This window comes from Sphingomonas sp. GW822-FHT03G08, assembly GCF_058801135.1.
The window spans coordinates 200,650-224,268 of sequence record NZ_JBXAMZ010000002.1; the positions used below are offsets into that span (position 1 = coordinate 200,650).

General features: G+C 67.4%; 22 protein-coding genes. 6 read left to right on the forward strand and 16 right to left on the reverse strand.

Features of this window, described 5'->3' with window-relative positions:
- Positions 1 to 10: 10 nt before the first annotated feature.
- A complete protein-coding gene (gene ychF, locus AC1RJ5_RS18395) occupies positions 11 to 1,108 on the reverse strand; it encodes a redox-regulated ATPase YchF (protein WP_184168997.1) in 1,098 nt (365 codons plus the stop codon).
- A 269-nt stretch (positions 1,109 to 1,377) separates the two neighbouring features.
- On the opposite strand from ychF, the gene AC1RJ5_RS18400 reads away from it, so the two are divergent.
- Together AC1RJ5_RS18400 and AC1RJ5_RS18405 are read left to right on the forward strand one after the other, a co-directional pair.
- On the forward strand, positions 1,378 to 2,403 hold the full coding sequence (locus AC1RJ5_RS18400; protein ID WP_269572697.1) for a HupA family protein: 1,026 nt from the start codon (positions 1,378 to 1,380) through the stop codon (positions 2,401 to 2,403).
- A 187-nt stretch (positions 2,404 to 2,590) separates the two neighbouring features.
- Positions 2,591 to 3,778: a JmjC domain-containing protein gene (locus tag AC1RJ5_RS18405; protein WP_493114955.1), complete on the forward strand. Its 1,188-nt coding sequence runs from the start codon at positions 2,591 to 2,593 to the stop codon at positions 3,776 to 3,778.
- Positions 3,779 to 3,812: 34 nt separating this feature from the next.
- Here the strand turns inward: AC1RJ5_RS18405 and AC1RJ5_RS18410 are convergent, their stop codons facing one another.
- Entirely contained in the window at positions 3,813 to 4,253 is a 441-nt protein-coding gene (locus AC1RJ5_RS18410) for a GFA family protein (RefSeq protein ID WP_493114957.1), read from the reverse strand.
- 86 nt (positions 4,254 to 4,339) lie between these two features.
- Entirely contained in the window at positions 4,340 to 5,320 is a 981-nt protein-coding gene (locus tag AC1RJ5_RS18415) for an aldo/keto reductase (RefSeq protein ID WP_493114959.1), read from the reverse strand.
- A 76-nt stretch (positions 5,321 to 5,396) separates the two neighbouring features.
- Between AC1RJ5_RS18415 and AC1RJ5_RS18420 the strand changes: the two genes are divergently transcribed.
- The gene (locus tag AC1RJ5_RS18420; RefSeq protein WP_493114961.1) at positions 5,397 to 5,792 is read left to right on the forward strand and encodes a MerR family transcriptional regulator; all 396 of its coding nucleotides are present in this window, start codon (positions 5,397 to 5,399) and stop codon (positions 5,790 to 5,792) included.
- Positions 5,793 to 5,853: 61 nt separating this feature from the next.
- Here the strand turns inward: AC1RJ5_RS18420 and pth are convergent, their stop codons facing one another.
- The 5 genes from pth to AC1RJ5_RS18445 all read right to left on the reverse strand — a co-directional run bounded on the left by pth (position 5,854) and on the right by AC1RJ5_RS18445 (position 9,245).
- Positions 5,854 to 6,423 carry an aminoacyl-tRNA hydrolase gene (gene pth, locus AC1RJ5_RS18425; protein WP_493114963.1) on the reverse strand — a complete coding sequence of 190 codons (570 nt, stop codon included), beginning with the start codon at positions 6,421 to 6,423 and terminating at the stop codon, positions 5,854 to 5,856.
- An 83-nt stretch (positions 6,424 to 6,506) separates the two neighbouring features.
- A complete protein-coding gene (locus AC1RJ5_RS18430; protein WP_269572691.1) occupies positions 6,507 to 7,127 on the reverse strand; it encodes a 50S ribosomal protein L25/general stress protein Ctc in 621 nt (206 codons plus the stop codon).
- A 234-nt stretch (positions 7,128 to 7,361) separates the two neighbouring features.
- Complete coding sequence (locus AC1RJ5_RS18435) at positions 7,362 to 7,838, reverse strand: SRPBCC family protein (RefSeq protein ID WP_269572690.1); 477 nt, start codon at positions 7,836 to 7,838, stop codon at positions 7,362 to 7,364.
- On the reverse strand, positions 7,835 to 8,164 hold the full coding sequence (locus AC1RJ5_RS18440; protein WP_269572689.1) for an ArsR/SmtB family transcription factor: 330 nt from the start codon (positions 8,162 to 8,164) through the stop codon (positions 7,835 to 7,837). Before AC1RJ5_RS18440 ends, AC1RJ5_RS18435 begins: the two co-directional genes overlap by 4 nt.
- A gap of 181 nt (positions 8,165 to 8,345) precedes the next feature.
- Positions 8,346 to 9,245 (reverse strand): TraB/GumN family protein, encoded by a 900-nt coding sequence (locus AC1RJ5_RS18445; protein ID WP_493114966.1) that lies wholly within the window; start codon positions 9,243 to 9,245, stop codon positions 8,346 to 8,348.
- 81 nt (positions 9,246 to 9,326) lie between these two features.
- Here AC1RJ5_RS18445 and AC1RJ5_RS18450 point away from each other — a divergent pair, with 81 nt between their 5' ends.
- The 3 genes from AC1RJ5_RS18450 to ppdK all read left to right on the forward strand — a co-directional run bounded on the left by AC1RJ5_RS18450 (position 9,327) and on the right by ppdK (position 15,277).
- Positions 9,327 to 10,220, forward strand: a complete 894-nt coding sequence (locus AC1RJ5_RS18450) for a glycine--tRNA ligase subunit alpha (protein WP_493114968.1) — start codon at positions 9,327 to 9,329, stop codon at positions 10,218 to 10,220.
- Positions 10,217 to 12,331, forward strand: a complete 2,115-nt coding sequence (glyS, locus tag AC1RJ5_RS18455; protein WP_493114971.1) for a glycine--tRNA ligase subunit beta — start codon at positions 10,217 to 10,219, stop codon at positions 12,329 to 12,331. The genes AC1RJ5_RS18450 and glyS overlap by 4 nt, the downstream gene beginning before the upstream one ends.
- Before the next feature lie 279 nt (positions 12,332 to 12,610).
- Positions 12,611 to 15,277, forward strand: a complete 2,667-nt coding sequence (ppdK, locus tag AC1RJ5_RS18460; protein WP_269572686.1) for a pyruvate, phosphate dikinase — start codon at positions 12,611 to 12,613, stop codon at positions 15,275 to 15,277.
- Between the two features lie 15 nt (positions 15,278 to 15,292).
- Here ppdK and AC1RJ5_RS18465 read toward each other — a convergent pair whose 3' ends face one another.
- The 8 genes from AC1RJ5_RS18465 to AC1RJ5_RS18500 all read right to left on the reverse strand — a co-directional run bounded on the left by AC1RJ5_RS18465 (position 15,293) and on the right by AC1RJ5_RS18500 (position 23,619).
- Positions 15,293 to 16,567 carry a serine hydrolase domain-containing protein gene (locus AC1RJ5_RS18465; protein ID WP_269572685.1) on the reverse strand — a complete coding sequence of 425 codons (1,275 nt, stop codon included), beginning with the start codon at positions 16,565 to 16,567 and terminating at the stop codon, positions 15,293 to 15,295.
- Between the two features lie 176 nt (positions 16,568 to 16,743).
- Complete coding sequence (locus tag AC1RJ5_RS18470; RefSeq protein ID WP_493114974.1) at positions 16,744 to 17,256, reverse strand: helix-hairpin-helix domain-containing protein; 513 nt, start codon at positions 17,254 to 17,256, stop codon at positions 16,744 to 16,746.
- Between the two features lie 12 nt (positions 17,257 to 17,268).
- Positions 17,269 to 17,841, reverse strand: a complete 573-nt coding sequence (locus AC1RJ5_RS18475; RefSeq protein WP_269572683.1) for a hypothetical protein — start codon at positions 17,839 to 17,841, stop codon at positions 17,269 to 17,271.
- Positions 17,842 to 17,908: 67 nt separating this feature from the next.
- A complete protein-coding gene (locus AC1RJ5_RS18480; RefSeq protein WP_269572682.1) occupies positions 17,909 to 18,916 on the reverse strand; it encodes a type II secretion system F family protein in 1,008 nt (335 codons plus the stop codon).
- A gap of 4 nt (positions 18,917 to 18,920) precedes the next feature.
- Positions 18,921 to 19,901: a type II secretion system F family protein gene (locus tag AC1RJ5_RS18485; protein ID WP_493114977.1), complete on the reverse strand. Its 981-nt coding sequence runs from the start codon at positions 19,899 to 19,901 to the stop codon at positions 18,921 to 18,923.
- A 51-nt stretch (positions 19,902 to 19,952) separates the two neighbouring features.
- Entirely contained in the window at positions 19,953 to 21,245 is a 1,293-nt protein-coding gene (locus tag AC1RJ5_RS18490) for a CpaE/TadZ family protein (protein WP_269572680.1), read from the reverse strand.
- A complete protein-coding gene (locus tag AC1RJ5_RS18495) occupies positions 21,242 to 21,868 on the reverse strand; it encodes a CpaD family pilus assembly protein (protein WP_311768512.1) in 627 nt (208 codons plus the stop codon). The genes AC1RJ5_RS18490 and AC1RJ5_RS18495 overlap by 4 nt, the downstream gene beginning before the upstream one ends.
- Before the next feature lie 29 nt (positions 21,869 to 21,897).
- Positions 21,898 to 23,619, reverse strand: coding sequence for a type II and III secretion system protein family protein (locus AC1RJ5_RS18500; protein WP_269572679.1), 1,722 nt, complete (start codon positions 23,617 to 23,619; stop codon positions 21,898 to 21,900).

Here is a 23,619-nt window from a genome sequence, read left to right on the forward strand (position 1 = left end):
GGCCCAACGCTCAACTGTGCAGGAAGTGCATCACGTCGCCGTCCTTGACGATGTACGCCTTGCCTTCCGCGCGTAGCTTGCCGGCCTCGCGGGCCTTGGCTTCGCCGCCCAGCGCGACGAAATCGTCGTACGCGATCGTCTCGGCGCGGATGAAGCCCTTCTCGAAGTCGCTGTGGATCACGCCGGCGGCGTTCGGCGCGGTGGCGCCTTCGTCCACCGTCCAGGCGCGCGCTTCCTTGGGGCCGACGGTGAAGAAGGTCAGCAGGTGCAGCAGCTTGTAGCCGGCGCGGATCACGCGGGCGAGGCCGGTCTCCTCCAGCCCCAGCTCGCCGAGGAACTCGGCGCGGTCCTCGACCGGCATCGTCGCGATATCGGCCTCGATCGCCGCCGAGACGACCACCGCCTCGGCGCCCTCGGCCTTGGCCTTGGCGAACACCTTGGCCGACAGTTCGTTGCCGTTCGCCGCGTCTTCCTCGTTGACGTTGCACACGTACAGGACCGGCTTGCCGGTGAGCAGCTGCGCCTGCTTGAACACGCGCTCCTCGTCGGCGTCCTTCGGCTCGGTGAGGCGGGCGGGCTTGCCGTCGCGCAGCAGGTCGAGCGCCTGGCCGAGCACGCTCGCGCCGACCTTCGACTCCTTGTCGCCCTGCGCCGCCTTCTTCTGCAGGTTCGGCACGCGCTTCTCGAGGCTCTCCAGGTCGGCGAGCATCAGCTCGGTCTCGACGGTCTCGGCATCGGCGATCGGATCGACCTTGTTGTCGACATGCTGGATGTCGTCATTCTCGAAGCAGCGCAGCACATGGACGATCGCGTCCACCTCGCGGATATTGCCGAGGAACTGGTTGCCCAGGCCCTCGCCCTTGCTCGCGCCGCGCACCAGGCCGGCGATGTCGACGAAGCCGAGCTGCGTCTCGATGATCTTCTGCGAGCCGGCGATCTCGGCCAGCTTGTTCAGCCGGGGATCGGGCACGGCGACATTGCCGACATTCGGCTCGATCGTGCAGAACGGATAATTCGCCGCCTGCGCAGCCGCCGTCTCGGTCAGCGCGTTGAAGAGCGTGGACTTGCCAACGTTCGGAAGCCCGACGATGCCGCAGCGGAAACCCATGTGAAGCCTGTTCCAGTGAATTGGGGAAAGGCGCCCGATAGAGGCAAAGCGCCGCTTTTGCCAGCACGGGCTTGCGGAACGTCCGCCGCGGCTCCGTCTCCGTCACGACGGAGGACGAACACCGACATGCGCGGTTTCGTTTTCCAAGGCCCTCAAAGCGCCGTATTGGGTCCGGATTAGCCGGAACCGGCATGGCTTGACTGAGGGCCATTCATCTGGGGTACAGGGGCAAACCCCTTTCGGTGCCCGTGTGTTTTGAGGAGCAGGGAATGATTCGCCGTCACATGTTCATGAGCGCGCTTGCCGCGACGGTTGCACTGTCGGGCTGCGGTGGCGGCAATAGCTCGACCGCGACTCCGACGCCGACCGCCACGCCTACCCCGACGCCCACCGCGTCGCCGACCTATGCCAGCTTCCCGCTGACCGCGCCGACCGAGTTCTACACCTTCAGCGCCGCGACCAGCTACACCGGCGATCCGGCGACCAGCGCGGTCACCCTCGGCGCCGCCAACACCGAAACGCTGTCGAGCCGCGTGCGCCTCGCCACCGATACCGCGATCGCGACCGGCACCTATGTGATGCGCGAGAACACCGAGGAAGCGCGCTTCTGCGTGCCGACCGGCCAGACCTGCACCGCGACGCTCTCCGCCAATGCGGTCCCGGCCAACACCGAGTTCGTCTTCCGCCGCGACGACACCACCACCGCGGGCAAGTTCGACCAGGTCGAGTATCTCAACAACGTGGTCACCGCCGTGTCGAGCACCGGCGTCGGGCCGACCAGCGACACCGCTCTGGCGCTCAGCCGCGTCAGCTGGGCCAACTGGTGGCGCGGCGATTCGACCGCGGGCCAGAAGCGCCTCGCCTACACCGCCTGGGGCTTCTCGACCGCGACGTCGGACATGCCGACCACCGGCACCGTGTCGTACACCAGCCGCATGACCGGCCGTCTGGTCAGCACCAGCGGCACCAGCACCGCGATCAACAAGGTCAGCGGCACGGTGACCACCAGCGTGAACTTCGCCACCGGCGTGGTCGACATGACCTTCACGCTCAGCACCATCCCGGCCGGCGGCGGTACCCCGGTCGCCTATGCCAACTTCACTGCCCAGGGCGCGATCCCGGTCGGCCAGAACCAGTGGACCGGCAGCTTCACCAACACCAGCCCGCTCACCGGCACGCTGGCGGGTGGCTTCTTCGGCTCGCAGGGCGAGCAGGTCGGCGTGGTCTTCTCGGCCTCGGGCACGATCGGCGGCGCCCAGCAGCGCCTGATCGGCGTGGTCGTCGGCAAGAAGTAAGCCGGCAACGTCGCGAAAACAGGAAAGGGGCTCCGGTTCGCCAGGGCCCCTTTTGTTTGTGCCCCTTTCTCCGTCACCCCGGGCTCGACCCTGGGTCCCGCTTCTTCTGCGTCGAACGCGCCGACCGAGATCGCCACCAGCGTCGGCGCCATCGACAAACGGCGCCCGCACCCGCTAGCGTGCACCGGTGGAACTCGCCGAGCTGATCGCGCCGCTGGCGCCCGAGCACTTCCTTGCCGATTATTGGGGCCGCAAGCCGGTCCATATTCCCGCGCCCGCGGGATCGAACCGCGCGGCCGTCATCGGCTGGGAACGGCTCAACCAGCTGCTCGGCGTGCGGACCCATTGGGGGCCGGAGCATATCAAGCTGCTGCTCAACAGCGCGCCGGTCGCGCCTGATTTCTACATGGACGCGGTTCCCGGCCGCGGTGGCACCCGCCGGTTCGCCGATCCGGCCAAGGTCGAGATGTTCCTGGCGATGGGCGCCAGCCTGGTCGCCGATGCGGTCGAGCAGGTCGCGCCCGAGATCCGCGCGCTCACCGATGCGCTCGCCCGGCAATTCTCGGCGCGGGTCGAGGCCAATCTCTATTGCTCCTTCCAGGGCATCCAGGCCTTCGCCTCGCACTGCGACCTGCACGAGGTGTTCGCGATCCACTGCGTCGGCGAGAAGCGCTGGCGGATCTATGCCAATCGCGCCGAGAATCCGCTCGAGCCGCTGACCGGCGACGATGCCCAGGCGCGGATCGATGCCGCCAAGGGGCCGGTGCTGATGGACGTCACGCTGCGTCCCGGCGACGTGCTCTATATCCCGCGCGGCTATTTCCACGATGCGCTGGCCAGCTCCACCGAATCGCTCCACCTCACGCTCGGCATCACCCCGCATTCGGGCAAGCTGCTGTTCGAGCTGCTCCAGGACATGGCGCTGCGCGAGCCGGCCTTCCGCGCCTATCTCGCCGATGCCCGCGTCGAGGGCGGGCAGGCGCTTGCCGGCCAGCTCGCGGCCCTCGGCGCGCGGCTGTCGGAACTCGCGCGCAGCCGCGCGCTGCTCGAGGAAGTGACGCTCCGCCAGCGCCAGCTCGCAGCCCCCGGCCGGGACCTCGCGCTGCCCGAGCGGCCGATGCTCGATTTCTACGCGCGCACCGATCGCGCCGCCTCGGTCGCCTGGCTGGAGACCGGCGCGACATTGCGCACCGGCGCCGGCGACCAGCCGCTCGGCCCGATCGCCGATGCCGCGGACTATGCGCTGTCCCGCCCGGCGGTCAGCGTCCAGGAGCTCCGCGCCCGCTTCGCGCATCACCCCGAAGCCGAGATCGGCGCGCTGCTCGCCCAGCTGGTCCGGCTGGGCCTGCTCCAGCCTTACCGGCCGGAACTCTGATCGGCCGCGCTGCAGCGGGCGACCGATCATCCCGTCACTGGCCCAGGCCGAGCGCCTGCGCGAATTGCGCGGGGCTGGGTGTCTCCGCGAAGTGCGGCGTGTCGCCGATGTCCAGCCAGGGCTGCTTGCGGCTCGTCCAGATATGCGCGGCCGGGGTGAGTTCGTCGCTGCGATCCAGCGTTCCCGCCCGCAGGATCACCATGCCCGGCACCGCGCTGTTGCGATTGGCGATGCGGGTCATGCAGGCCGGGCAGCCGATATGCTCGGATGCCATGGCCTCGTCCGCTCCGATCCGGAAATCGGCAGCCTCGCCGGAGATCGCCACCAGCGTCTCGGGAAGCAGCGCGTGCAGCGCGAAGCCGCCGCCGCTCCAGGTCTGGCAGTCGCGGCAATGGCAGGCATAGCTGAGCGGCAGTGCCTCGAGATCGATCGTGTAGCGTACGGCGCCGCAGCGGCATCCTCCGGTGACCGGCATGAAATTCCTCTTCGATAAAATGGAGCGCGGGGATAGCCGGCCATGCTCCTGAGGCAAGGCACAACCGGCTCTCCCGGCGGATTTGTTCAGATCGCGATGCCCTGCACCGCATCGGCAAGCGTATCGAGGGCGTCCAGCGCCTCCCGGGGCGGATGCAGCGCCAGCGCGGCCAGGTTTTCCTCCAGCCGGGCGGGCCTGCGCGTGCCGGGGATCGGCACGGCCTTCACGCCCAGCGCCGCTGCCTTTGCGTGGAGCCATGCCAGCGCCAGTTGCGCCGGAGTCGCGCCCATCGCGTCGGCCTGCTGCTCGATCTCCGCCACCAGCCGCGCATTCGCCGCCAGATTGTCCGCCGAGAAGCGCGGGAAATGCTGGCGCGCATCCCCCGCTGCCAGCGCGGCGCCAAAGTCGCGGCCGGTCAGCATCCCGCGCCCCAGCGGCGAATAGGGCACCAGCGTCACGCCCAGCCGGGCGGCGACCGGCGCGACCTCGGCCTCGATCCCGCGGGTGAAGACAGACCATTCCGATTGCAGCGCGGCGATGGGGTGGATCGCATGGGCCGCCTCCAGTTCTCCGGCGCTTACCGCGCACAGGCCCAGCCAGCGCACCTTGCCCTCTTCGACGAGGCGCGCCATCGCCCCCACCGAATCCTCCAGCGGCACGGCGGGATCGCGCCGGTGCATGTAGTAGAGGTCGATCGCTTCCACATCGAGCCGCCGCAGCGAGTTCTCGACCGCGGTGCGGATGAAGGCCGGACGATTGTCGAGGCTCCAGTCATCGGGCCGTTCCACGGTGCGGGCATAGCCGAACTTGGTGGCGATCAGCGCCTTGCCGCGATGCGCGTGCAGGAAGGGTGCCAGGAACTTCTCGTTCGCGCCCAGGCCATACATGTCCGCCGTGTCGAACAGGGTGACGCCGCGTTCGAGCGCCAGCTCCAGCGTGGCGCGGGCCTGGGCTTCATCGGTCGCGCCGTAGAATTCGCTCATGCCCATGCAGCCAAGGCCTTGCGCCCCGATGAGCGGGCCATCGGCGCCCAGGCGCAACTGCGGCAGGGAAGGGGGAGGGGTCATGGCGGAAAGGACTCCAAATTTCGAGGAGCCCCGCCCATAAGTGCGTAGCTTAGTACAGGGTCAAGGCGCTTTTCCGATGCTGATCTCGCAATTCGCCAGTGTAACCGGCCTGTCTCCCGAGACGGTCCGCTTCTATGTCTCCAAGGGCCTGTTGCGGCCGGAGCGCAGCGCGAAGGGGGGCTCCAATCCCTATCAGCTCTTCGGCCCGGCGGAGGTTACGGCGGCGCGGATGATCCGGCTCCAGCAGTCGCTGGGCTATTCGCTGCGCGAGATCGCGGATCTCAATGCCGAATATCGGGCGGGCGCCGGCTCGCCCGAACGGACCGCCGAGATACTGCACGAGCAGATCGCGCGGCTGGAGGAGCGGCGCGCCGCCATCGATGCCGCGCTGGGGTTCCTCACCGGCAAGCTCGCCTGGGTAGAGGCAGGCCAGCCGGGCGACGCCCCGGAACTGGCCGACTATCTCTGCTGACGATCTCGGTCACCCCGGCCTTGAGCCGGGGTCCCGCTGCATCGACAACCGCTGGCGGCAATCAATCCTGCAGTCGCATCGCCACGTCGTTCATGAACCGCACATCGTCCCCCGCCGCCAGCCAGCTCGCCTCGGCGGCGATCGCGCCGAGCATGTCGGCGAGCGGGTCGAGCTCGTTCTTGGCGTAGTTGCCCAGCACATAGCCGTGCACCCGGTCCTTGTGCCCGGGATGGCCGATGCCGATCCGCACGCGGCGGAAGTCCGGCCCCAGATGCTTGTCGGTCGAGCGCAGGCCGTTATGCCCCGCGGTGCCGCCGCCGCGCTTCACCTTCACCTTCATCGGCACCAGGTCGAGCTCGTCGTGGAACAGCGTCACGTCCTCGGGCGTCAGCTTGTAGAAGTCCATCGCCGCGCGCACCGATCGGCCGCTCTCGTTCATGAAGGTGCCCGGCTTGAGCAGCACCACCTTCTCGCTGCCGATCCGCCCTTCGCGGGTCCAGCCCTGGAACTGCTTCTTCTCGGGCGTGAAGCCATGGGTCTCGGCAATGGCGTCCACCGCCATGAAGCCCACATTATGCCGGTGCATCGCATATTGCGGGCCCGGATTGCCCAGGCCGACCCACAGCTGCATCTCAATTCCTGCTCAAACGAAAATCGCCTCCGCACCTAGGATGCGGAGGCGATTTTTTGAAGCCGTAGTTCGAAAAGGGGCGATTACTCGCCGGCTTCCTCGCCTTCGGCCGCTTCGGTCGTGGTCGTGTCGCCTTCGCTCGACTTGAGCGCCGACGGAGCAACCACGGTCGCGATGGTGAAGTCGCGGTCGGTGATCGCCGAGGTCGCGCCCTTCGGCAGGGTCACTGCCGAGATGTGCAGCGAATCGCCGACTTCGAGGCCCTTGAGCGAGATGGTGATCTCGCTGGGGATCTCGGCGGCGTCGACGACCAGGTCGAGCTCGTGACGGACGACGTTCAGGACGCCACCGCGCTTCAGGCCGGGGGCCTCTTCCTCGTCAGTGAAGACGATCGGCACGTTCACGTGCACGGTCGCGTGCTCGCTGATGCGCAGGAAGTCGGCGTGCACCGGACGATCGGTGACGGGGTCGAAAGCCACGTCCTTGGGCAGGGTGCGCTCGCCATTGATCATGACGACCGAATTGAAGAAGTGCCCGGTCATCAGCAGACGATAGAGCTCGCGCTCCTCGACGTGGATGCTCTTCGGGTCCTGCTTGTTGCCGTAGATTACGGCGGGGACGCGGCCATTACGACGAAGCTCGCGGGAGGCTCCCTTGCCAACCTGCTCGCGCGTCTCGGCCGACAGCGTAAGCGTATCGCTCATGTGTCGTTCCAATCAGCTAAAGTTAGTTCAATCCGGCCAGGCCTCCAGGGATGACCCTGGCACGGAAGGCGCGCGCATAGCGGAGCGGGCAGGGGAAAGCAAGGAGAGTCGCCATGCATCCCATAACCGTCATCCCCGCGAAGGCGGGGATCCATTGCCGCTGAACGTGCGGAAAGCGCCGCACCGTCAGCCTGAATGGATTCCCGCCTTCGCCGGGATGATGCGCACTGGTCCCTAAAGTTGGCGCAGCAGCGTTTCCAGCTTCTCGAAGCTCTGGCTCCACCCTTCGCGCATTCCGTCCAGCGCCGGCAGCAGCGCCTCGCTCACCTGCAGCACCACCGTCGACATCTGCATGCGCGTGCCGCCTTCGGGCGCGTCGGTGAAGACCATGGTGGTGCGGTGCTCGATCCCCCAGCTGCCGTCCTCGCCGGGAAAGCCGCGCAGCACCATCACCAGCCGTTCGGGCCGGTCGACCACCTCGAACTCGCCCTGCACCGGGTTGGTACCGTACGGTTCCGGGCCCCGCATATCGATGCGGACACTGCCGCCCGGGCGGGCATCGCTCTCGCAGAACGGCACGTCGAACCCGTGCGGGCCCCACCATTTTTCGAGATGTTCGCTTCGGGTCATGCAATCGAAGACAAGTTCGCGCGGGGCAGCGAAGACGCGGTCGATCGTCACTTCCCGGCCAATGCCAACATTCGCGTTCATTCCGTCTCTCCCGTCTGCAGTTTCGCCAGATAGGCGTCCAGATCATCGAACTTCGCGTCCCAGAACCGCCGATATTCGCCCAGCCACTCGCTCGCCGCCCTGAGCGCCTCGGGCTCCAGCCTGGCGGGGCGCTGTTGCGCCACCCGGCTGCGCGAGATCAGCCCGGCCTGTTCGAGCACCTTGAGATGCTTGGTCACCGCCGGGCCACTGATCGCGAAGGGCTGGGCGATCTCGCCCACATTGGCTTCTCCCAGCGCCAGCCGCGCCAGGATCGCGCGGCGGGTGGGATCGGCCAGGGCGGCGAAGGTATTGCTCAGGGCGTCCATATCTAACCTTTTGGCTATATAACCTATTAGTTAAATATGAGTCGGGCCGGAGTCAAGCAACCGCGCAACCTTTGCGCACTTGGGCGTCTGGTGCGTCTGGTCGCCAAAAGGGGCCCAAAGGGGGTTGTCATCCCCGCCTGCGCGGGGATGACGGTGGTATTTCAGGAGCCTGTCCGGCGCCTCAATATCGCACCCGCTCCACCTTCAGCCCGCGCTTCGCCAGCTCCGCCTGCACGCTGGCATCGCCGGCCAGATGCCCGGCCCCCACGGCGACGAACACCGTGCCAGGCTGTTGCATTCGCTGGGAAATCCAGTCGGCCCAGTTGCGGTTGCGGCGAACGAGCAGCGCCTCGGTCACTTCGGGGGCGGAGGCCATGTCGGCATTGACCAGCCGGGCCAGCCCATCGGCGTCGCCCTTGCGCCAGGCGGTCACCGCCTGGTCGATCTTGGTCCCGGCCTCGGGCAAATCGTCAATCGTCTCGACCAGCAGCTTGCGCTGGGCGGGCAGGGGCAGGGCGTCGAAATAGCCCAGCTGCTGGCGTGCGGTCTCCAGCCCCTCCAGCTTCTTGCCCGCGGCCTTGGCGGCATTGGTCAGGGTCAGCTCGGCGCCCTGTTTGTCGTCATATCCCAGCTGCTTGAGCGGCAGCACCGACAGGAGCGTCGCGGCCAGCCACGGCTCGGCCCGGTCGAGCGAATCGGGTGCCATGCCGAATTTGGGCAGCGCCGCGCGCATCTTCTCGGCCTCGGCGGCGGGCAGCTGCTCGGTCAGCGGCGGGCCACCGGCGGCGGTGCCCAACTCGGCGACGATCGCCTGCATCTCGGCATCGGGCGGCATCACCAGTTCGAGCACCAGCGTGTCGGCCTTGTCGAACGCCTGTTTGAGCCCGCCCTGGAACCAGTTGATGCCGGGCTTGAGGACATGGACGGTGCCGAACAGGTAGATGGTGGTGTCGTGGTCCTTGACCACCCACAAAGCCGGATCGGCCTTCTCGGCCGGGGCAGGCGCCTTCTGCCCGCAGCCCCAAAGGGTTAGCGCCATCAGCGCGGGGATCAGGCGGCGGATCGCTTGGCTACCGGTCATCCCGAAGCGGTAGCCGCGAAAGCCTGCACGATCCAGCACCGGCATTGACCGTCAGGAGAGGAGACGCCAAAGCGCAGGCCTATGGCACAGCCTCTCAGCTTCCAGCGCATGATCCTCACGCTCCATGACTATTGGGCGGAGAAGGGCTGCGTGATCCTCCAGCCCTATGACATGCGCATGGGCGCGGGCACCTTCCACCCGGCGACGACCCTGCGCGCCCTCGGCCCCGAGCCGTGGAACGCCGCCTTCGTCCAGCCCTGCCGCCGCCCGACCGACGGCCGCTATGGCGAGAACCCGAACCGGCTCCAGCATTACTACCAGTATCAGGTGATCCTGAAGCCGAGCCCGAGCGACCTGCAGAACCTCTATCTGGGCTCGCTCGCCGGGATCGGCATCGACTTCACCAAGCATGACATCCGCTTCGTCGAGGACGATTGGGAATCGCCCACGCTCGGTGCCTGGGGCCTGGGCTGGGAAGTCTGGTGCGACGGCATGGAGGTGACCCAGTTCACCTATTTCCAGCAGATGGGCGGCTTCGACTGCAAGCCCGTCGCCGGCGAGCTCACCTATGGGCTCGAGCGCCTGGCGATGTACATCCAGAATGTCGACAGCGTGTACGACCTCGCCTTCAACGACCAGGGCGTGAGCTATGGCGACGTGTTTCTCGAGAACGAGAAGCAGATGTCGAAGTACAATTTCGAGGTCGCCGACACCGAGACTTTGTTCGAGGGCTTCCGCAAGGCCGTGGCCGAATGCGAGAATTGCCTCGCGAACAACGTGCCCATCGCCGCCTATGAGCAGGCGATCGAGGCCAGCCATCTGTTCAACCTGCTCCAGGCCCGCGGCGTGATCTCCGTCGCCGAGCGCCAGGCCTATATCGGCCGCGTGCGCGACCTCGCCAAGGGCAGCTGCGAAGCGTGGATTCAGCACATGACGCCCACCTGGCAAGCCAAATACCCGGAGTGGACGGTATGAGCGCCGTGACCGAAGACTTCCTGCTCGAACTCCGCTCGGAGGAAATTCCCGCCCGCATGCAGGAAAAGGCGCGCGCCGATCTGGCCGCGCTGTTCGAGGCGCGGCTCAACGCGCTCAACCTGCCGTTCGCCAGCATCGAGAGCTACGCCACCCCGCGCCGCCTCGCGCTGATCGTCCGCGGCGTCGCGGCGATGACCGCTGCCGCCAGCGAGGAGCGCAAGGGGCCCCGCGCCGATGCTCCGGCCCAGGCGATCGAGGGCTTCCTGCGCTCGACCGGCCTCAGCCGCGAGCAGCTCGTCGAGCGCGACGACGGCAAGGGCAACAAGGTGCTGTTCGCGGTGATCGACCGCCCCGGCATCGTCGCCGGCTCGGTGCTCGCCAGCGCGATCACCAGCGCGATCACCGCCTTCCCCTGGCCCAAGTCGATGCGCTGGGGCGCTGCCTCCTCCTCGACCGAAAGCCTGCGCTGGGTGCGTCCGCTCCAGGGCATCATCGCGCTGCTCGGCGACAAGCTGGTCCCGGTCGAGATCGCCGGGGTGAAGAGCGCCTCGGTCACGGTCGGTCACCGCTTCCACCACCCGGGCGGGATCACGATCGGCTCGGCCGCCGATTACATCGAGAAGCTGCGCGCCTGCCACGTGATCGTCGACGGTGCCGAGCGCCGCAACATCATCGCGCTGGGCGCCAAGATGGCTGCGCAAAAGGCGGGCCTGACGCTGATCGAGGATGAGGGGCTGCTCTACGAGAATGCCGGCCTCGCCGAATGGCCGATGCCGCTGCTCGGCCGCTTCGACGAAGCCTTCCTCGACGTGCCGCCCGAAGTGATCCAGCTCACCGCGCGCGTGAACCAGAAGTATTTCGTTTGCCGCGATAATGCGGGCAAGCTCGCCAACGCCTTCGTCTGCGTGGCCAACATCGACGCGGCGGACGGTGGCGAGAAGATCGTCGAGGGCAACCAGAAGGTCCTCGCCGCTCGCCTTTCGGACGCGCGCTTCTTCTACGAGACCGACCTCAAGACCCGCCTCGAGGACCTCACCCCCAAGCTCGAGAAGATCGTCTTCCACGAGAAGCTGGGCACGGTGGCCGACAAGGTCGACCGCGTCGCGAAGCTGGCGCGCTGGCTGGTTGAATCCAATATCGTCACCCCGGCGAAAGCCGGGGTCTCAGGCGATGGCGCGGGACAGGAGCCGCACGAGATCCCGGCTTCCGCCGGGATGACGGAATTGGCGGATATGGCCGAGCGCGCGGCGCGCCTCGCCAAGGCCGATCTCGTCACCGGCATGGTCGGCGAGTTCCCCGAACTCCAGGGCCTGATGGGCGGCTATTACGCTGCCGCCCAGGGCGAACCCGCCGCCGTCGCCGAAGCGATCCGCGATCACTACAAGCCGGTCGGCCAGGGCGACGACGTCCCCGCCGCGCCGGTGACAGTGGCCGTGGCGCTGGCGGACAAGCTCGACAGCATCACGTCTTTCTTCGGGGTCGACCTGAAGCCCAGCGGCTCCAAGGACCCGTTCGCGCTGCGCCGCTCGGCGCTGGGTGTGATCGCGCTGATCCTCGACAATGGCCTGCGCTTCCCGCTCACCAAGTCGGTCAGCAAGGATGTGCTCGACTTCTTCGCCGACCGCCTCAAGGTCCAGCAGAAGGAAGCCGGCGTCCGCCACGACCTGATCGACGCGGTGTTCGCGCTCGGCGGCGAGGATGATCTCGTCCGCCTGCTCGCCCGGGTGAAGGCGCTCCAGTCCTTCGTCACCTCGGAGGACGGCAAGAACCTGCTCGCCGGCTACAAGCGCGCCGCCAATATCCTCAAGAAGGAAGCCTGGGCACCGGGCGAAGTCGCGGACAACGAGATCTATGAGGCCGAGCCCGCCGAAGCAGCGCTGCGCGAAGCTCTCGACGCTGCCGAGCCCAAGGCCGAAGCCGCGGTAGAGGCTGAGGATTACGAAGCGGCGATGGCCGCGCTCGCCTCGCTCCGCGCGCCGATCGACAAGTTCTTCGACGATGTCACCGTGGTCGATCCCGACGAGTTCAAGCGCGAGATGCGGCTTAGCCTGCTCGCCCGCATCCGCGACGCGGTGAACAACGTCGCCGACTTCTCGAAGATCGAGGGCTGATCCGGGAGCATTCTCCATAGCTGACCCCCGGCGAAAGCCGGGGCCCAGAGTCGCAAGCGATGTAGCAGGTAAACCCTGGGCCCCGGCTTTCGCCGGGGATCAGCGGGTGATGCTTACTCATTGGCGCACGATGTAGGAATGATTTATCTTACGTAACCGGTGTCTTGCCGTGATTTGATCACGGCCAAGCAAAACTTGCCTTCTGACAACGTAGTCAGCGGGTTTCCCCTTGTTCGCACCTGCGGTACGCGCCTGCCCAAGCCTTAAGAAGGGACGGGAATGACGCAGTACGTGTACCGCTTCGGCGGGAGTGTGTCGGACGGAGGCAAGGGCGACAAGAACCTGCTCGGCGGCAAGGGTGCGAACCTCGATGGCATGGCCTCGATCGGCCTGCCGGTGCCTCCGGGTTTCACGATCAGCACGCCGATGTGCGCGGTCTATTACGACCAGGGGGGTATCTTCCCCGAGAGCGTGAAGGCCGAAGTCGCCAACGGCATCGCGCATATCGAGGGCATCACCGGCAAGAAGTTCGGCGACGCCGGTGATCCACTGCTCGTCTCGGTCCGCTCCGGCGCGCGCGCGTCGATGCCGGGCATGATGGACACGGTGCTCAACCTCGGCCTCAACGACACCACCGTCGTCGGCCTCGCCGCGATCAGCGGCGACGAGCGCTTCGCCTGGGACAGCTATCGCCGCTTCATCCAGATGTATTCCGATGTGGTGCTCGAGCTCGATCACGGCCGCTTCGAGGAAGCGCTGGAGATCGCCAAGGAAGACCGCGGCTACAATCTCGACACCGAGCTGACTGCCAGGGACTGGCAGGCGCTGGTCGCCGAGTACAAGGCGATCGTCGAGGAGCTGTGGGGCAAGCCTTTCCCGCAGGACGTGCATGACCAGCTCTGGGGCGCGATCGGCGCGGTGTTCGGCTCCTGGCAGTCGGAGCGCGCCAAGGTCTATCGCCGCCTGAACGACATTCCGGGCGACTGGGGCACCGCAGTCAACGTCCAGGCGATGGTGTTCGGCAATATGGGCGACACCTCGGCGACGGGCGTGGCGTTCACCCGCGATCCCTCGACCGGCGAGAACGCGTACTATGGCGAGTTCCTGATCAACGCGCAGGGCGAGGACGTCGTCGCCGGCATCCGTACCCCGCAATACCTGACCCGGGCCGCCCGCGAAAAGGCCGGCGCCAAGCCCGCCTCGATGGAAGAGGCGATGCCCGAGGTCTATGCCCAGCTCGCGGCCGTCTTCGAGACGCTCGAGAAGCACTATCGCGACATGCAGGACATCGAGTTCACCGTCGAACGCGGCAAGCTCTGGATGCTGCAGACGCGCTCGGGCAAGCGCACCGCCAAGGCTGCGCTCAAGATCGCGATCGACATGGCGAATGAGGGGCTGATCACCCAGGAGGAAGCGATCCTGCGCGTCGATCCGGCGGCGCTCGACCAGCTGCTCCACCCGACGCTCGACCCCAATGCGGTGCGCGATGTGCTGACCAAGGGGCTTCCGGCGTCGCCGGGCGCCGCTTCGGGCATCGCGGTGTTCGACAGCGACACGGCCGAAAAGCGCGCCAATGCCGGCGAGAGCGTGATCCTGATCCGCGTCGAGACCAGCCCCGAGGACATCCACGGCATGCACGCCGCCAAGGGTATCCTGACCGCGCGTGGCGGCATGACCAGCCACGCCGCGGTGGTCGCGCGCGGCATGGGCCGGCCCTGCGTCTCGGGCGCCGGCAGCCTGGCGATCAACGCGCGCGAGAAGCTGCTGCGCGTCGGCAGCCGCGAAGTGCGCGAAGGCGATCTCGTCACGATCGACGGCTCGACCGGCGAAGTGATGCTCGGCGCGGTGCCGACGGTGCAGCCCGAGCTGGCCGGCGATTTCGGCACGCTGATGGTCTGGGCCGATGCCAAGCGCCGCCTCAAGGTGCGCACCAACGCCGAGACCCCGCTCGATTGCCGCACCGCGCGTGATTTCGGCGCGGAGGGCATCGGGCTTTGCCGGACCGAGCACATGTTCTTCGAGCCGTCGCGCGTCACCGCGGTGCGCGAGATGATCCTCGCCTCTGACGAGGCCGGGCGCCGCGTCGCGCTCGAGAAGCTGCTCCCCGAGCAGCGCAGCGATTTCGTCGAGATCTTCGAGGTGATGGCCGGCCTGCCCTGCACGATCCGCCTGCTCGATCCGCCGCTCCACGAGTTCCTGCCGCATGAGGAAGCCGAGTTCGCCGAAGTCGCGGCGGCGGCCGGGCTCGATGTCGAGACGCTCAAGCGCCGCGCCGCCGAGCTGCACGAGTTCAACCCGATGCTCGGCCATCGCGGGTGTCGCCTGGGCGTGACCTATCCCGAGATCTACGAGATGCAGGCCCGTGCCATCTTCGAGGCGGCGTGCATCGTCGCCGAGAATAGCGGCGAGGCGCCGATCCCCGAGATCATGATTCCGCTGGTCGCCACCGCCAAGGAACTCAGCCTGATGAAGGCCGTGGTAGATCGTGCTGCGAAGGACGTGTTCGAGGAGCAGGACCGCACGATCCAATATCTGGTCGGCACGATGATCGAGTTGCCCCGCGCGGCGCTGCGCGCGGGCGAGATCGCCGAGGTCGGCGCCTTCTTCTCCTTCGGCACCAACGACCTCACCCAGACCACGCTCGGCGTGTCGCGTGACGACGCGGCGAAGTTCCTCACCACCTATGTGGAGAAGGGGATCTACGCCAAGGATCCGTTCGTCAGCCTCGATGTCGAAGGCGTCGGCGAGCTGATTGCGATCGCCGCCGAGCGCGGCCGGGCGACCCGGCCCGACATCAAGCTCGGCATCTGCGGCGAGCATGGCGGCGATCCGGCCTCGATCGCGTTCTGCGAGGAGACCAGGCTCGATTACGTGTCGGCCTCGCCCTACCGCGTGCCGATCGCGCGGCTGGCGGCGGCTCAGGCGGCGTTGCGAAACCCCGCCTGAGCCGCCGCGCGCGGTTCAGGGCATCACGGCTTTCACGGCGGCGGCCAGTTCGCCGCCGAAGTCGCCATTGTAGCGCGAGTTGATTACCGCGCCGATGGTGATGCCGTTGCTGTAGGTGATGATCAGCGTGTTGATCTCGCCCTTGTTCCAGCCGGCCGGGTGGTAGCCGCCATGGTAATAGGCGGTGAGCCCGCCGCCATAATCGGCATAGAACATCCCTAGATTGCCGTCGCGCATCTGGTCCACCGTCGCCTGGGGCAGGATCTTCTCGGTCAGCATCAGGTCGTGCATGAACCAGGCGAGCTCGCGCGAGTTCAGGTTCCAGCCCTGCGAGCCGCACACCGCGGTCATGTCTCCCCAGTCCTGGCCGGGCAGCACGGTCGTGAAGTCGAAATTGTCGGCATTATATGCGCCCGAGCCGTTATCCTTGCTCGACTTGTAGCTCAGTGCCGGGCGGGGCTGGGGCGACTTGCAGGTGAGGAAGGGCATCCCCGCGCTGTTGAAGGTCTGGCGATTGACGATCAGGTGATATTGCTCGCCATAGTCCGCGCCGCTGCTGGCGGTGATGCCGTACATGCGGACCAGCATGACGCGCTGGAAGGCGTAGTTGGTATTGGCGTAGCGATAGGCCTTGTTGATGTTCGGCGCCTTGGCCGCGCAGGCCTTGAGCGTGTCGAAGCCGATCCCGCAATTATCGTCCCAGATGCCGCTGGTATGGCTCAGCAGCTGGCGAATGCTGACTTCCTTGAACTTCGCGTCGAAGGTCCAGTCGCTCGGCAGGTACTTGTATGCCTTGTCATCGAGCGTGACGTTCTTCTGCGCCATCACCCGCATCAGCGTGGCGGCGGTGATCGTCTTGCTCACGCTGGCGATGGTGATGCGTTCCTGGTCGCTCATCGCGCGCGGGCTGGGGTCGGGGGCGCGGCGCGCCGAACCGCCCGCGGCGGTCGCGGTCGCGCCGCCGGGGGCCATCACCGTCACCGACCAGCCGACCGCCTTGCCGGCGAACTGGGTCTTCACCTTCTGGGCGATCTGCGCGACGGCGAGTGCTTCCTGGTTGATCTTGATGCCGCCCTTGGGGAGCCAGCTGCCCGAGCTTGCGGGGCGCAGCTTGTAGGGGCGGCTGACCGGCTGGTCCTGCGCCGGAAAGCGTTGGCGCAGTTCGAGGGGCGAGACCTGGCGAAGGTCCTGGGCGGTTACCTGGAGTTGCGGGCGGACGGTAACCTGGCCCAGGGCCGGCGCCGCCACGCCAAGAAGGGGAATCGCTACGAGGACGTGCTGCAACTTCACGGCTCTTCTCCGAAAGACAGAGGCACTGGGCTGGTGCGCGCCAAGCCGGTCCGATTCGGGCGATCGATGCCGGCGACGAAAGAGCGATCCCGTGCACGCCTATAGCCGATGCCGGGCGGATCGGCATCGTAAAAAAACCGTTCAGTACCTATGTTTGACGAAGAAAGTCGCGGCGATCAGCCGAATTTCTCCGCATGCGCGCGCTCGTTGCCGGCGGCGAGCAGCGCGGCCTGTTCGCGCCAGCCCTGTTCGGCGATCGTGCCGGCGGGCAGTTCGAGTCGTTGCTCCAGCGCCGCCTCGTCGGCGGGCGCCATCTTCTCGATCTCGCGATAGGTCTTGATGCCCAGCTCGTTGAGCCGCTTCGCCTGGGCGTCGTCGATGCCCTTGATCCGCACCAGATTGTCGCGGCCCCAGCCGAACCAGCCACGCCAGGCAGCACCCGGCTTGTCGTCGGCCGCGGCGACCGGCGGGGCAGGGACCTGGCCGCGCAGCGCCTTCACTTCGGCCTGGAGCGCGCGGATGCGTTCCTCGGCCTCGTCGCGGGTGCGCGCGTGCTCGAGTTCCTCGTCCTGATAGCGTTCGCGCCACTTCGCCCCGCCCGAACGGCTGGCAAGCCCCAGGAACCAGCCGGCGACCAGAGTCAGTCCCAGCGCCGCAAACTGCGTCGCGGTTTCGAACGGAAGCGGCATTATCGGGCGATCCTAGTGGGCGTGCTCTGGGTGTGCGGGCTCGGCTGCTGCCGGCTCCGCATGCGGGGGCTCGTCATGCGCCACCGGCTCGGCGGGGGCAACGGCAGCCGGCGCTTCCTCGACATGCACGGGTTCGGCGTGCGCGGCGGGTTCCGGAGCGGGGGCCGGCTCGGCGGGAGCCGCTTCGGCTGGTGCGGCAGCTTCGTGCGATTCCACCGCATGGGTGACCGCGGCGCCCGCAACGGCCCCGGCGACCGCGGCTGCAGCCACGGTTGCGGTCGAATGGCCTTCGGGCTGGGGTGCGGGTTCGGGCGCAGCGGCGGCGACGGGCTCGGCCACCGGTGCCGGTGCAGCTGCGCGCAGCTTCGCATTCTCGGCTTCCAGGTCGCGGATGCGGCGGGCGGAGTCGCGTAGGTCGCTCTCGGCGCGGTCGCGATAGCCCGCGTTGTCGATCTCTTCTTCCTCGAGGCGCTGGCGCCACTTGCGGCTGCCGCTGTGGCTGGCGAGCCCCAGGAACCAGCCGGCGATCAGCGTCAGACCCAGCCCGGCGAGCTGCGTGATCGTCTGGAACGGCAAATCATGCATCGAGTCGACCTCCCCTTAGTCGGGCGGGAGGCTATCTCGCCCGGGCAGGTCGCGCTACCGAAATTGGTTAAGGACCCTTGGAGATCAGCGCGTCGTTGATCGAGCAGGCCGCCGGGCCAAGGATCACGATGAACAGCACCGGCAGGATGAACAGGATCAGCGGCACGGTCATGATCGCGGGCAGGCGGGCGGCCTTTTCCTCGGCGCGCATCATGCGCTCGTTGCGGAATTCGGCCGAGAGCACACGCAGCGCCGAGGCGAGCGGGGTGCCGTATTTCTCGGTCTGAATCATCGTGGTGACCACGCCGCGGATCGAATCGAGGTCGATGCGCTCGGCGAGATTCTCGAAGGCCTGACGGCGATCGGTGAGGAAGCCCAGCTCGATCGCGGTCAGCTGGAATTCCTCGCCCAATTCGGGATAGGCCTTGCCCAGTTCCTTGGAGACGCGCGCGAAGGCGGCATCGACGGTGAGTCCCGCTTCGGCACAGATCACCAGCAGGTCGAGCGCGTCGGGCAGGCCCTTGCGGATCGCGGCACTGCGCTTGGTGATCTTGTTCTTCAGGTAGATGTCGGGGAACTTGTAGGCGAGAATGAAGCTGCCTGCGACCAGGCCATAGGCCTTCATCGGGCTCCAGTCCGAGAACATCTCGGTGCCGTAGACGAAATAGAGCATCGGTCCGCCGATCACGATCGGCAGGACCAGGCGGCCGAAGATCACCGCGACCGCGAATTCCTTGCGGCGGATGCCGGCCTGGAGCAGCTTGGTCTGCGCCTGCTTGACCTGGCTGTCCTGCAGCACCTTCATCGAGGAGAGCAGCGAGCGGATCCGGTCGGTGGTCTCGCTCTTCTGGACCAGCTTGGCGCGGCGCTTCGAGGTGGAGGCGGTGATGCCCGCCTTGAGCTGCTCGCGGCGTTCGTTGAGCGACTTGACGCGCTTCGCCATCGGGTCGCGCACCGTGGTGGCGGCGTAGATCGCCAGCAGCACCGCGAAGGCGGCGACGGCCGACAGGATCGATGCCACCCAGATGATGTCGATGCCCATGATCGTGGGGCCGGAAGGAGGTGCGCCGTTCATCGCATCAGATCTCGAAGTTGACCATCTTGGCCATGATGAAGGCACCGAGCCCCATCCAGATCAGGCCGCCGCCGCCGATCATCATCAGCCGCTCGTCCTTGAAGAAATTGGCCATGTAGTTGTTGTTGATGAACCACACGAGCGTGAACACGATGAAGGGCAGGGCGCCCACGATCAGTGCCGACGCCTTGGATTCCGAGGACATCGCCTTGATCTTCAGCTTCATCTGGGCGCGCTTGCGCAGCACGTCGGCCAGGTTGGCCAGCGTCTCGGCCAGGTTGCCGCCGGTCTCGCGCTGGATCTGGATGGTGATGGTGAAGAACTGGAATTCGGGCGTGCCGAGCCGGTCCGCGGTTTCCTGAAGCGCGGTGTCGAGCGACTTGCCGATCTTCATCTTGTCGCTGACCGCGCGGAATTCCTCGCCCACCGGGCCTTCGACTTCCTGCCCGACCACACCCATCGTCTCGGTGATCGGCAGGCCCGAGCGCAGGCCGCGCACGAGCAGCTCGATCGCGTCGGGGAACTTGGAGGTGAACTTGGCGACGCGGCGTTTGATGAAGAAGCCGACCACGAAGTGCGGCAGGCCTACGCCCAGGAACAGGCCGACGCCCAGCGCCAGCAGGATCGGCAGGCCCTGGAGCAGGATCAGGCCGGCGGGCACCAGCGTGAGGCCGGCGCTGACCATCATGTACTGGCCAAGCGTCCATGGCTTGCCCGTCATGTTCAGGCGCTTCTGGAGCAGGGCCGGATTGGGCAGGAAGCGGGCGGCGGTCGCGTCCATCTTGGTCGCGCGGGCGGCGGCCACCCGGCGCATCTGCGCTTCCATCGCGTTGGCGCCGACGGCGCTCACCACGTGGCGCTCGCGCATCGTCTTCACGCGGCGCGCGCCTGCGCGCTCGGCGGATGGGCCCGAAAAGGCGAACACCATCAGCACGAGCACCAGGAAGGTGCCTCCAGCGAGCATCAATACCGGCAGCATGTCCACGCCGCGCTAACTCCGCCTGTGTGATCCCCGCGCAGCCTGGCTGCGCAAAGGTTACTTCCTTGCCTTGACCGGCATCTTCACCTTGAACTTCTCGAGCAGCGAACCGCCGCCCTTCGCCGGCTTTCCGCCCTTGGCCTTCGCCTTGGCGCCGCCGTCATCGGTGCCCGAATCGGCGATGCCGACGATGCGCTGGGCAAGGTCACCCAGCGGTGCCACGCCCTTGTTGCTCCGGCCCACCTCGGCAAGCGGCTTGCCCAGCTTGGCCGATTGCGATGCCAGCTTGGCGTCGAACGGCAGCAGGAAGTCGATCTTGCGCTCGATCGAGCCTTCGAAGTCCTTGCGGCTGATCTCCAGAACGCCCGCCTGCTGGATTTTGTTCGCGACCACGATGACCTGGGTCTGCGGCGCGTTCGACTTGAACCAGCTGAGGATGCGGATCGCGTCACGCGCGGCGGCGAGCGTCAGCTCGGTCACCAGCACGGCCACCTGCACATCGGTGATCAGGTGCGGATGGTTGACCAGCATCGAGCGCGGCAGGTCGACCACGGTGCACTCGAAGGCGGTGCGGATCTCTTCCTGCAGCTGATAGAAGGCCGCGCCGTCGGTCATGATCGGCGAGTGGATCGGCGCCTCGGCGCTGAGCACCGCGAGCCGGTCCGACGCGCGCACCATCGCGCGCTCGATGAACAGGCCGTCGATGCGGCTCGGATTCTCGATCGCGTCGGTCAGGCCGCGGCCGGGCTCCAGGTCGAGCGCGAGCGCGCCGGTGCCGAAATGCACATCCAGGTCGAGCAGCGCCGTGGTGCGGCCCTGCTTCTCGCCCATCAGCCAGGCGAGCGAAGTCGCGATCGTCGAAGCGCCGGCACCGCCGCGGGTACCGATCACCGCGACCGCGCAGTGCGCGCGCTCGGCGCCGGTCTCGGCGGCCTTTGGCGCGTTGAGCGCGGTCTGCGCCTGGGCGAAGGCATCGCGCAGCGCATCCGGGTTCAGCGGCTTGAGCAGATAGTCGTGGATGCCGCTGGCGACGAGGTCGCGATACAGGCGCACGTCATTGACCTGGCCCGATGCGATCACGACCGTGCCCGGTTCGCAGACTTCGGCGAGCGCGTTGATGTCGTTCAGCGGATCGCCGCTCTCGGACAGGTCGACGAACAGGATGTTCGGGCTGGCCGAGACCGACAGGGTCTGGACCGCGTTGCGCAGGCCGCCCTTGTTGACCTTTTCCGGCGACCAGCCGAGCTCGACGGCGATCGGACGCAGGATCTCCGCCGTCGCCTCGTCGCAGACGAAGGCAACGAACGGATCGCGATGCCCGGTGCGGGCGGGATTGAAGGGCGCGTTCACTTCGGCGTGCTCCCACCAGAGTTCAGCGTGGCGCCGCCGGCGCCCGAGGGCGCTGCCGTACGGAAGGCACCGATCGCCTTGGCGCTGGTCGCCGGGTCGCCGGTGGGCGAGCCGGGCGCGCCGCGGACGAGATCGGCCGGATCGGCGATCATCGCGGCGAGGTTGGCATTGGTGGAGCAGCCATAGTTGGAGCTGGTGCTCGCCTCGAACGTGTATTCGGCGGGACGCGAATTGTCGGGGCAGCCCGGCACCGCAGCGGTCATCCGGGTGACGACCACGCGGATCGTGCCCGGCGCGATCTGGCCGGCGGTCACCGGGGCGCGATCGGCGAGGATCAGGCCGTAGCGGCCCGCCTCGGCGGCGATTTCCTGGCGGCCGGTGGTGCCGGCGGCGCCGTCGTCGATCGCCACGCGGTCGCCGTAGCGCAGGTTCATCGCCGACATCCAGCCGGCCAGGCGCTGGCTCTCGCCGGCGGCAAGGCCATAGCCGGTGGTCTGCAGGTCGAGCACATAGTCGTTACGCTGCACGACCGGCTGATGCACCGATTCGACGCCGCCATTATAGGTGCCGCAGCCTGCGAGCAGCAGCGCCGGGACGAGCAGGGGAGTGAAGCGCGGAAGCACGGGCGATCTCCTCGTCAGTCGCATCGGGATCAGAAGCCGAAGCCGGGGGCCGCGGAGCCACCCTTCTTCTGCTTGCGGTTGTTGGTGGGAGCCGGCGCGACCTGGACGGGCGCGACGGGCTGGTTGGTCGGTGCGGGCGAGAAGGCGCCCACCGCGGGCTGGCCGTCGGCCGGCGCCATGCTCGGCTTCGGACGATCGTTGGTCTTGTCCTTGCCCGAGAGCGAACCCAGGAGCACGCGCTCCAGGTCGTTCGGCGCGCGATAGCCGTCGGTCGGCAGCACGATCTGGTTCGCGTTGACCGGCTTCACCAGATACGGGGTGATCACGATCACCAGTTCGGTCTCGTTGCGCTGGAAGCCGTTGGAGCGGAACAGCGCGCCGAGCACCGGCACGTCGCCCAGGCCGGGCGTCTTGGTGACGGTGTTGTTGTGGCTGTTCTGCAGCAGGCCGCCGATCACCATGCTTTCGCCCGAACCGAGCTCGACCGTGGTCTCGCTGCGGCGCGTGCTGAGCGCGGGGATGGTGACGCCGTTGAGCTGCACCGCGCCGGCCGAAGTCAGCTGCGACACTTCGGGGCGGACCCGAAGCGAGATGCGGCCGTCGCTCAGCACCGTCGGCGTGAACGCCAGGCTGATGCCGTACTGCTTGTACTCGACGGTGGTGGTGCCCAGGCCCTGCGCCACGGGGATCGGAATCTCGCCGCCGGCCAGGAAGTTGGCGGTCTCGCCCGATCGCGCGGTCAGGTTCGGATTGGCCAGCGTGGTCACCTGGCCGATCGTCTCGCCGATATCGATCGCCGAGAGCACGTCCAGGCCGAACAGCTTGCCGGCCAGGCCCATGGTGGCGTTGTCCGAGCCGCGGGTGATGTCGGCCAGGCCGCTCGCGCGCGGGTTGAGGAACTGGCCGGTGGAGGGATCATAGGCGCCGGTGATGCTGACGCCGTTCTGCGTCATCGTCGCGACCGGATATTTGGCCAGGTCGGCAGCAGTGAACGAACCCGGGCTGCGGCCCTGGGCCAGGCCGAACTGGAAGCCGCCGGTCGAGTCCTTGGTCGTGAAGTTCACGCCGATATTCTTGACGAAGCTGCGGCTCACCTCGGCGAACTTCACCTGCAGCTGCACCTGCAGCGGCGTGGCGGTCTTCAGCCGGTTGATCACCGCGATCTTCACCTGGGCGTTCGGATCGCTGCCGTTGACGCCCGGGTTGAGCAGGCTGGTGACCAGGCGCTGGGCCTGCTCGCTGTCCTGCGGAGACTTCACCGTGCCGTTCAGCACCGCGATCTGGCCGACCGTGGTCACCTGGATGTCGGCATCCGGCATCGCGACCTTGATCATCCGGTCGATCGAAGTGAGGTTCTGCGCGACGCGGACGGTGGTCGAGAACACCACCGCGCCCGAGGCGCTGGTGGCGAACACGGTCGCTTCACCGAAGTCCTTGCCGAACAGGTGGATCTGGCGCGGATTGTTGACATAGACGTCCGCCACGCCGGGGTTCGACGTCCAGACGTTCGCCACATTGCCCGGCAGCGTGATCAGCTGGCCCTCGCCGATCGACAGCAGGATCTCGCTGGTCGGGCGCTGGGTGCCGGCCGGCAGGCTGGCGACGCCGACATTGGCGCGCGACTGGCTCGGGCGGGTCTGGTGCGGGCGCTTGGCCTTTGCCGATTGGGCGAAGCCGGTCGCCGGCGCGCCGACCATCGCGGTCGACACGATCGCGGCAAGCGAGCGCTTCAGAAGAAGCTTGCTGGTCAT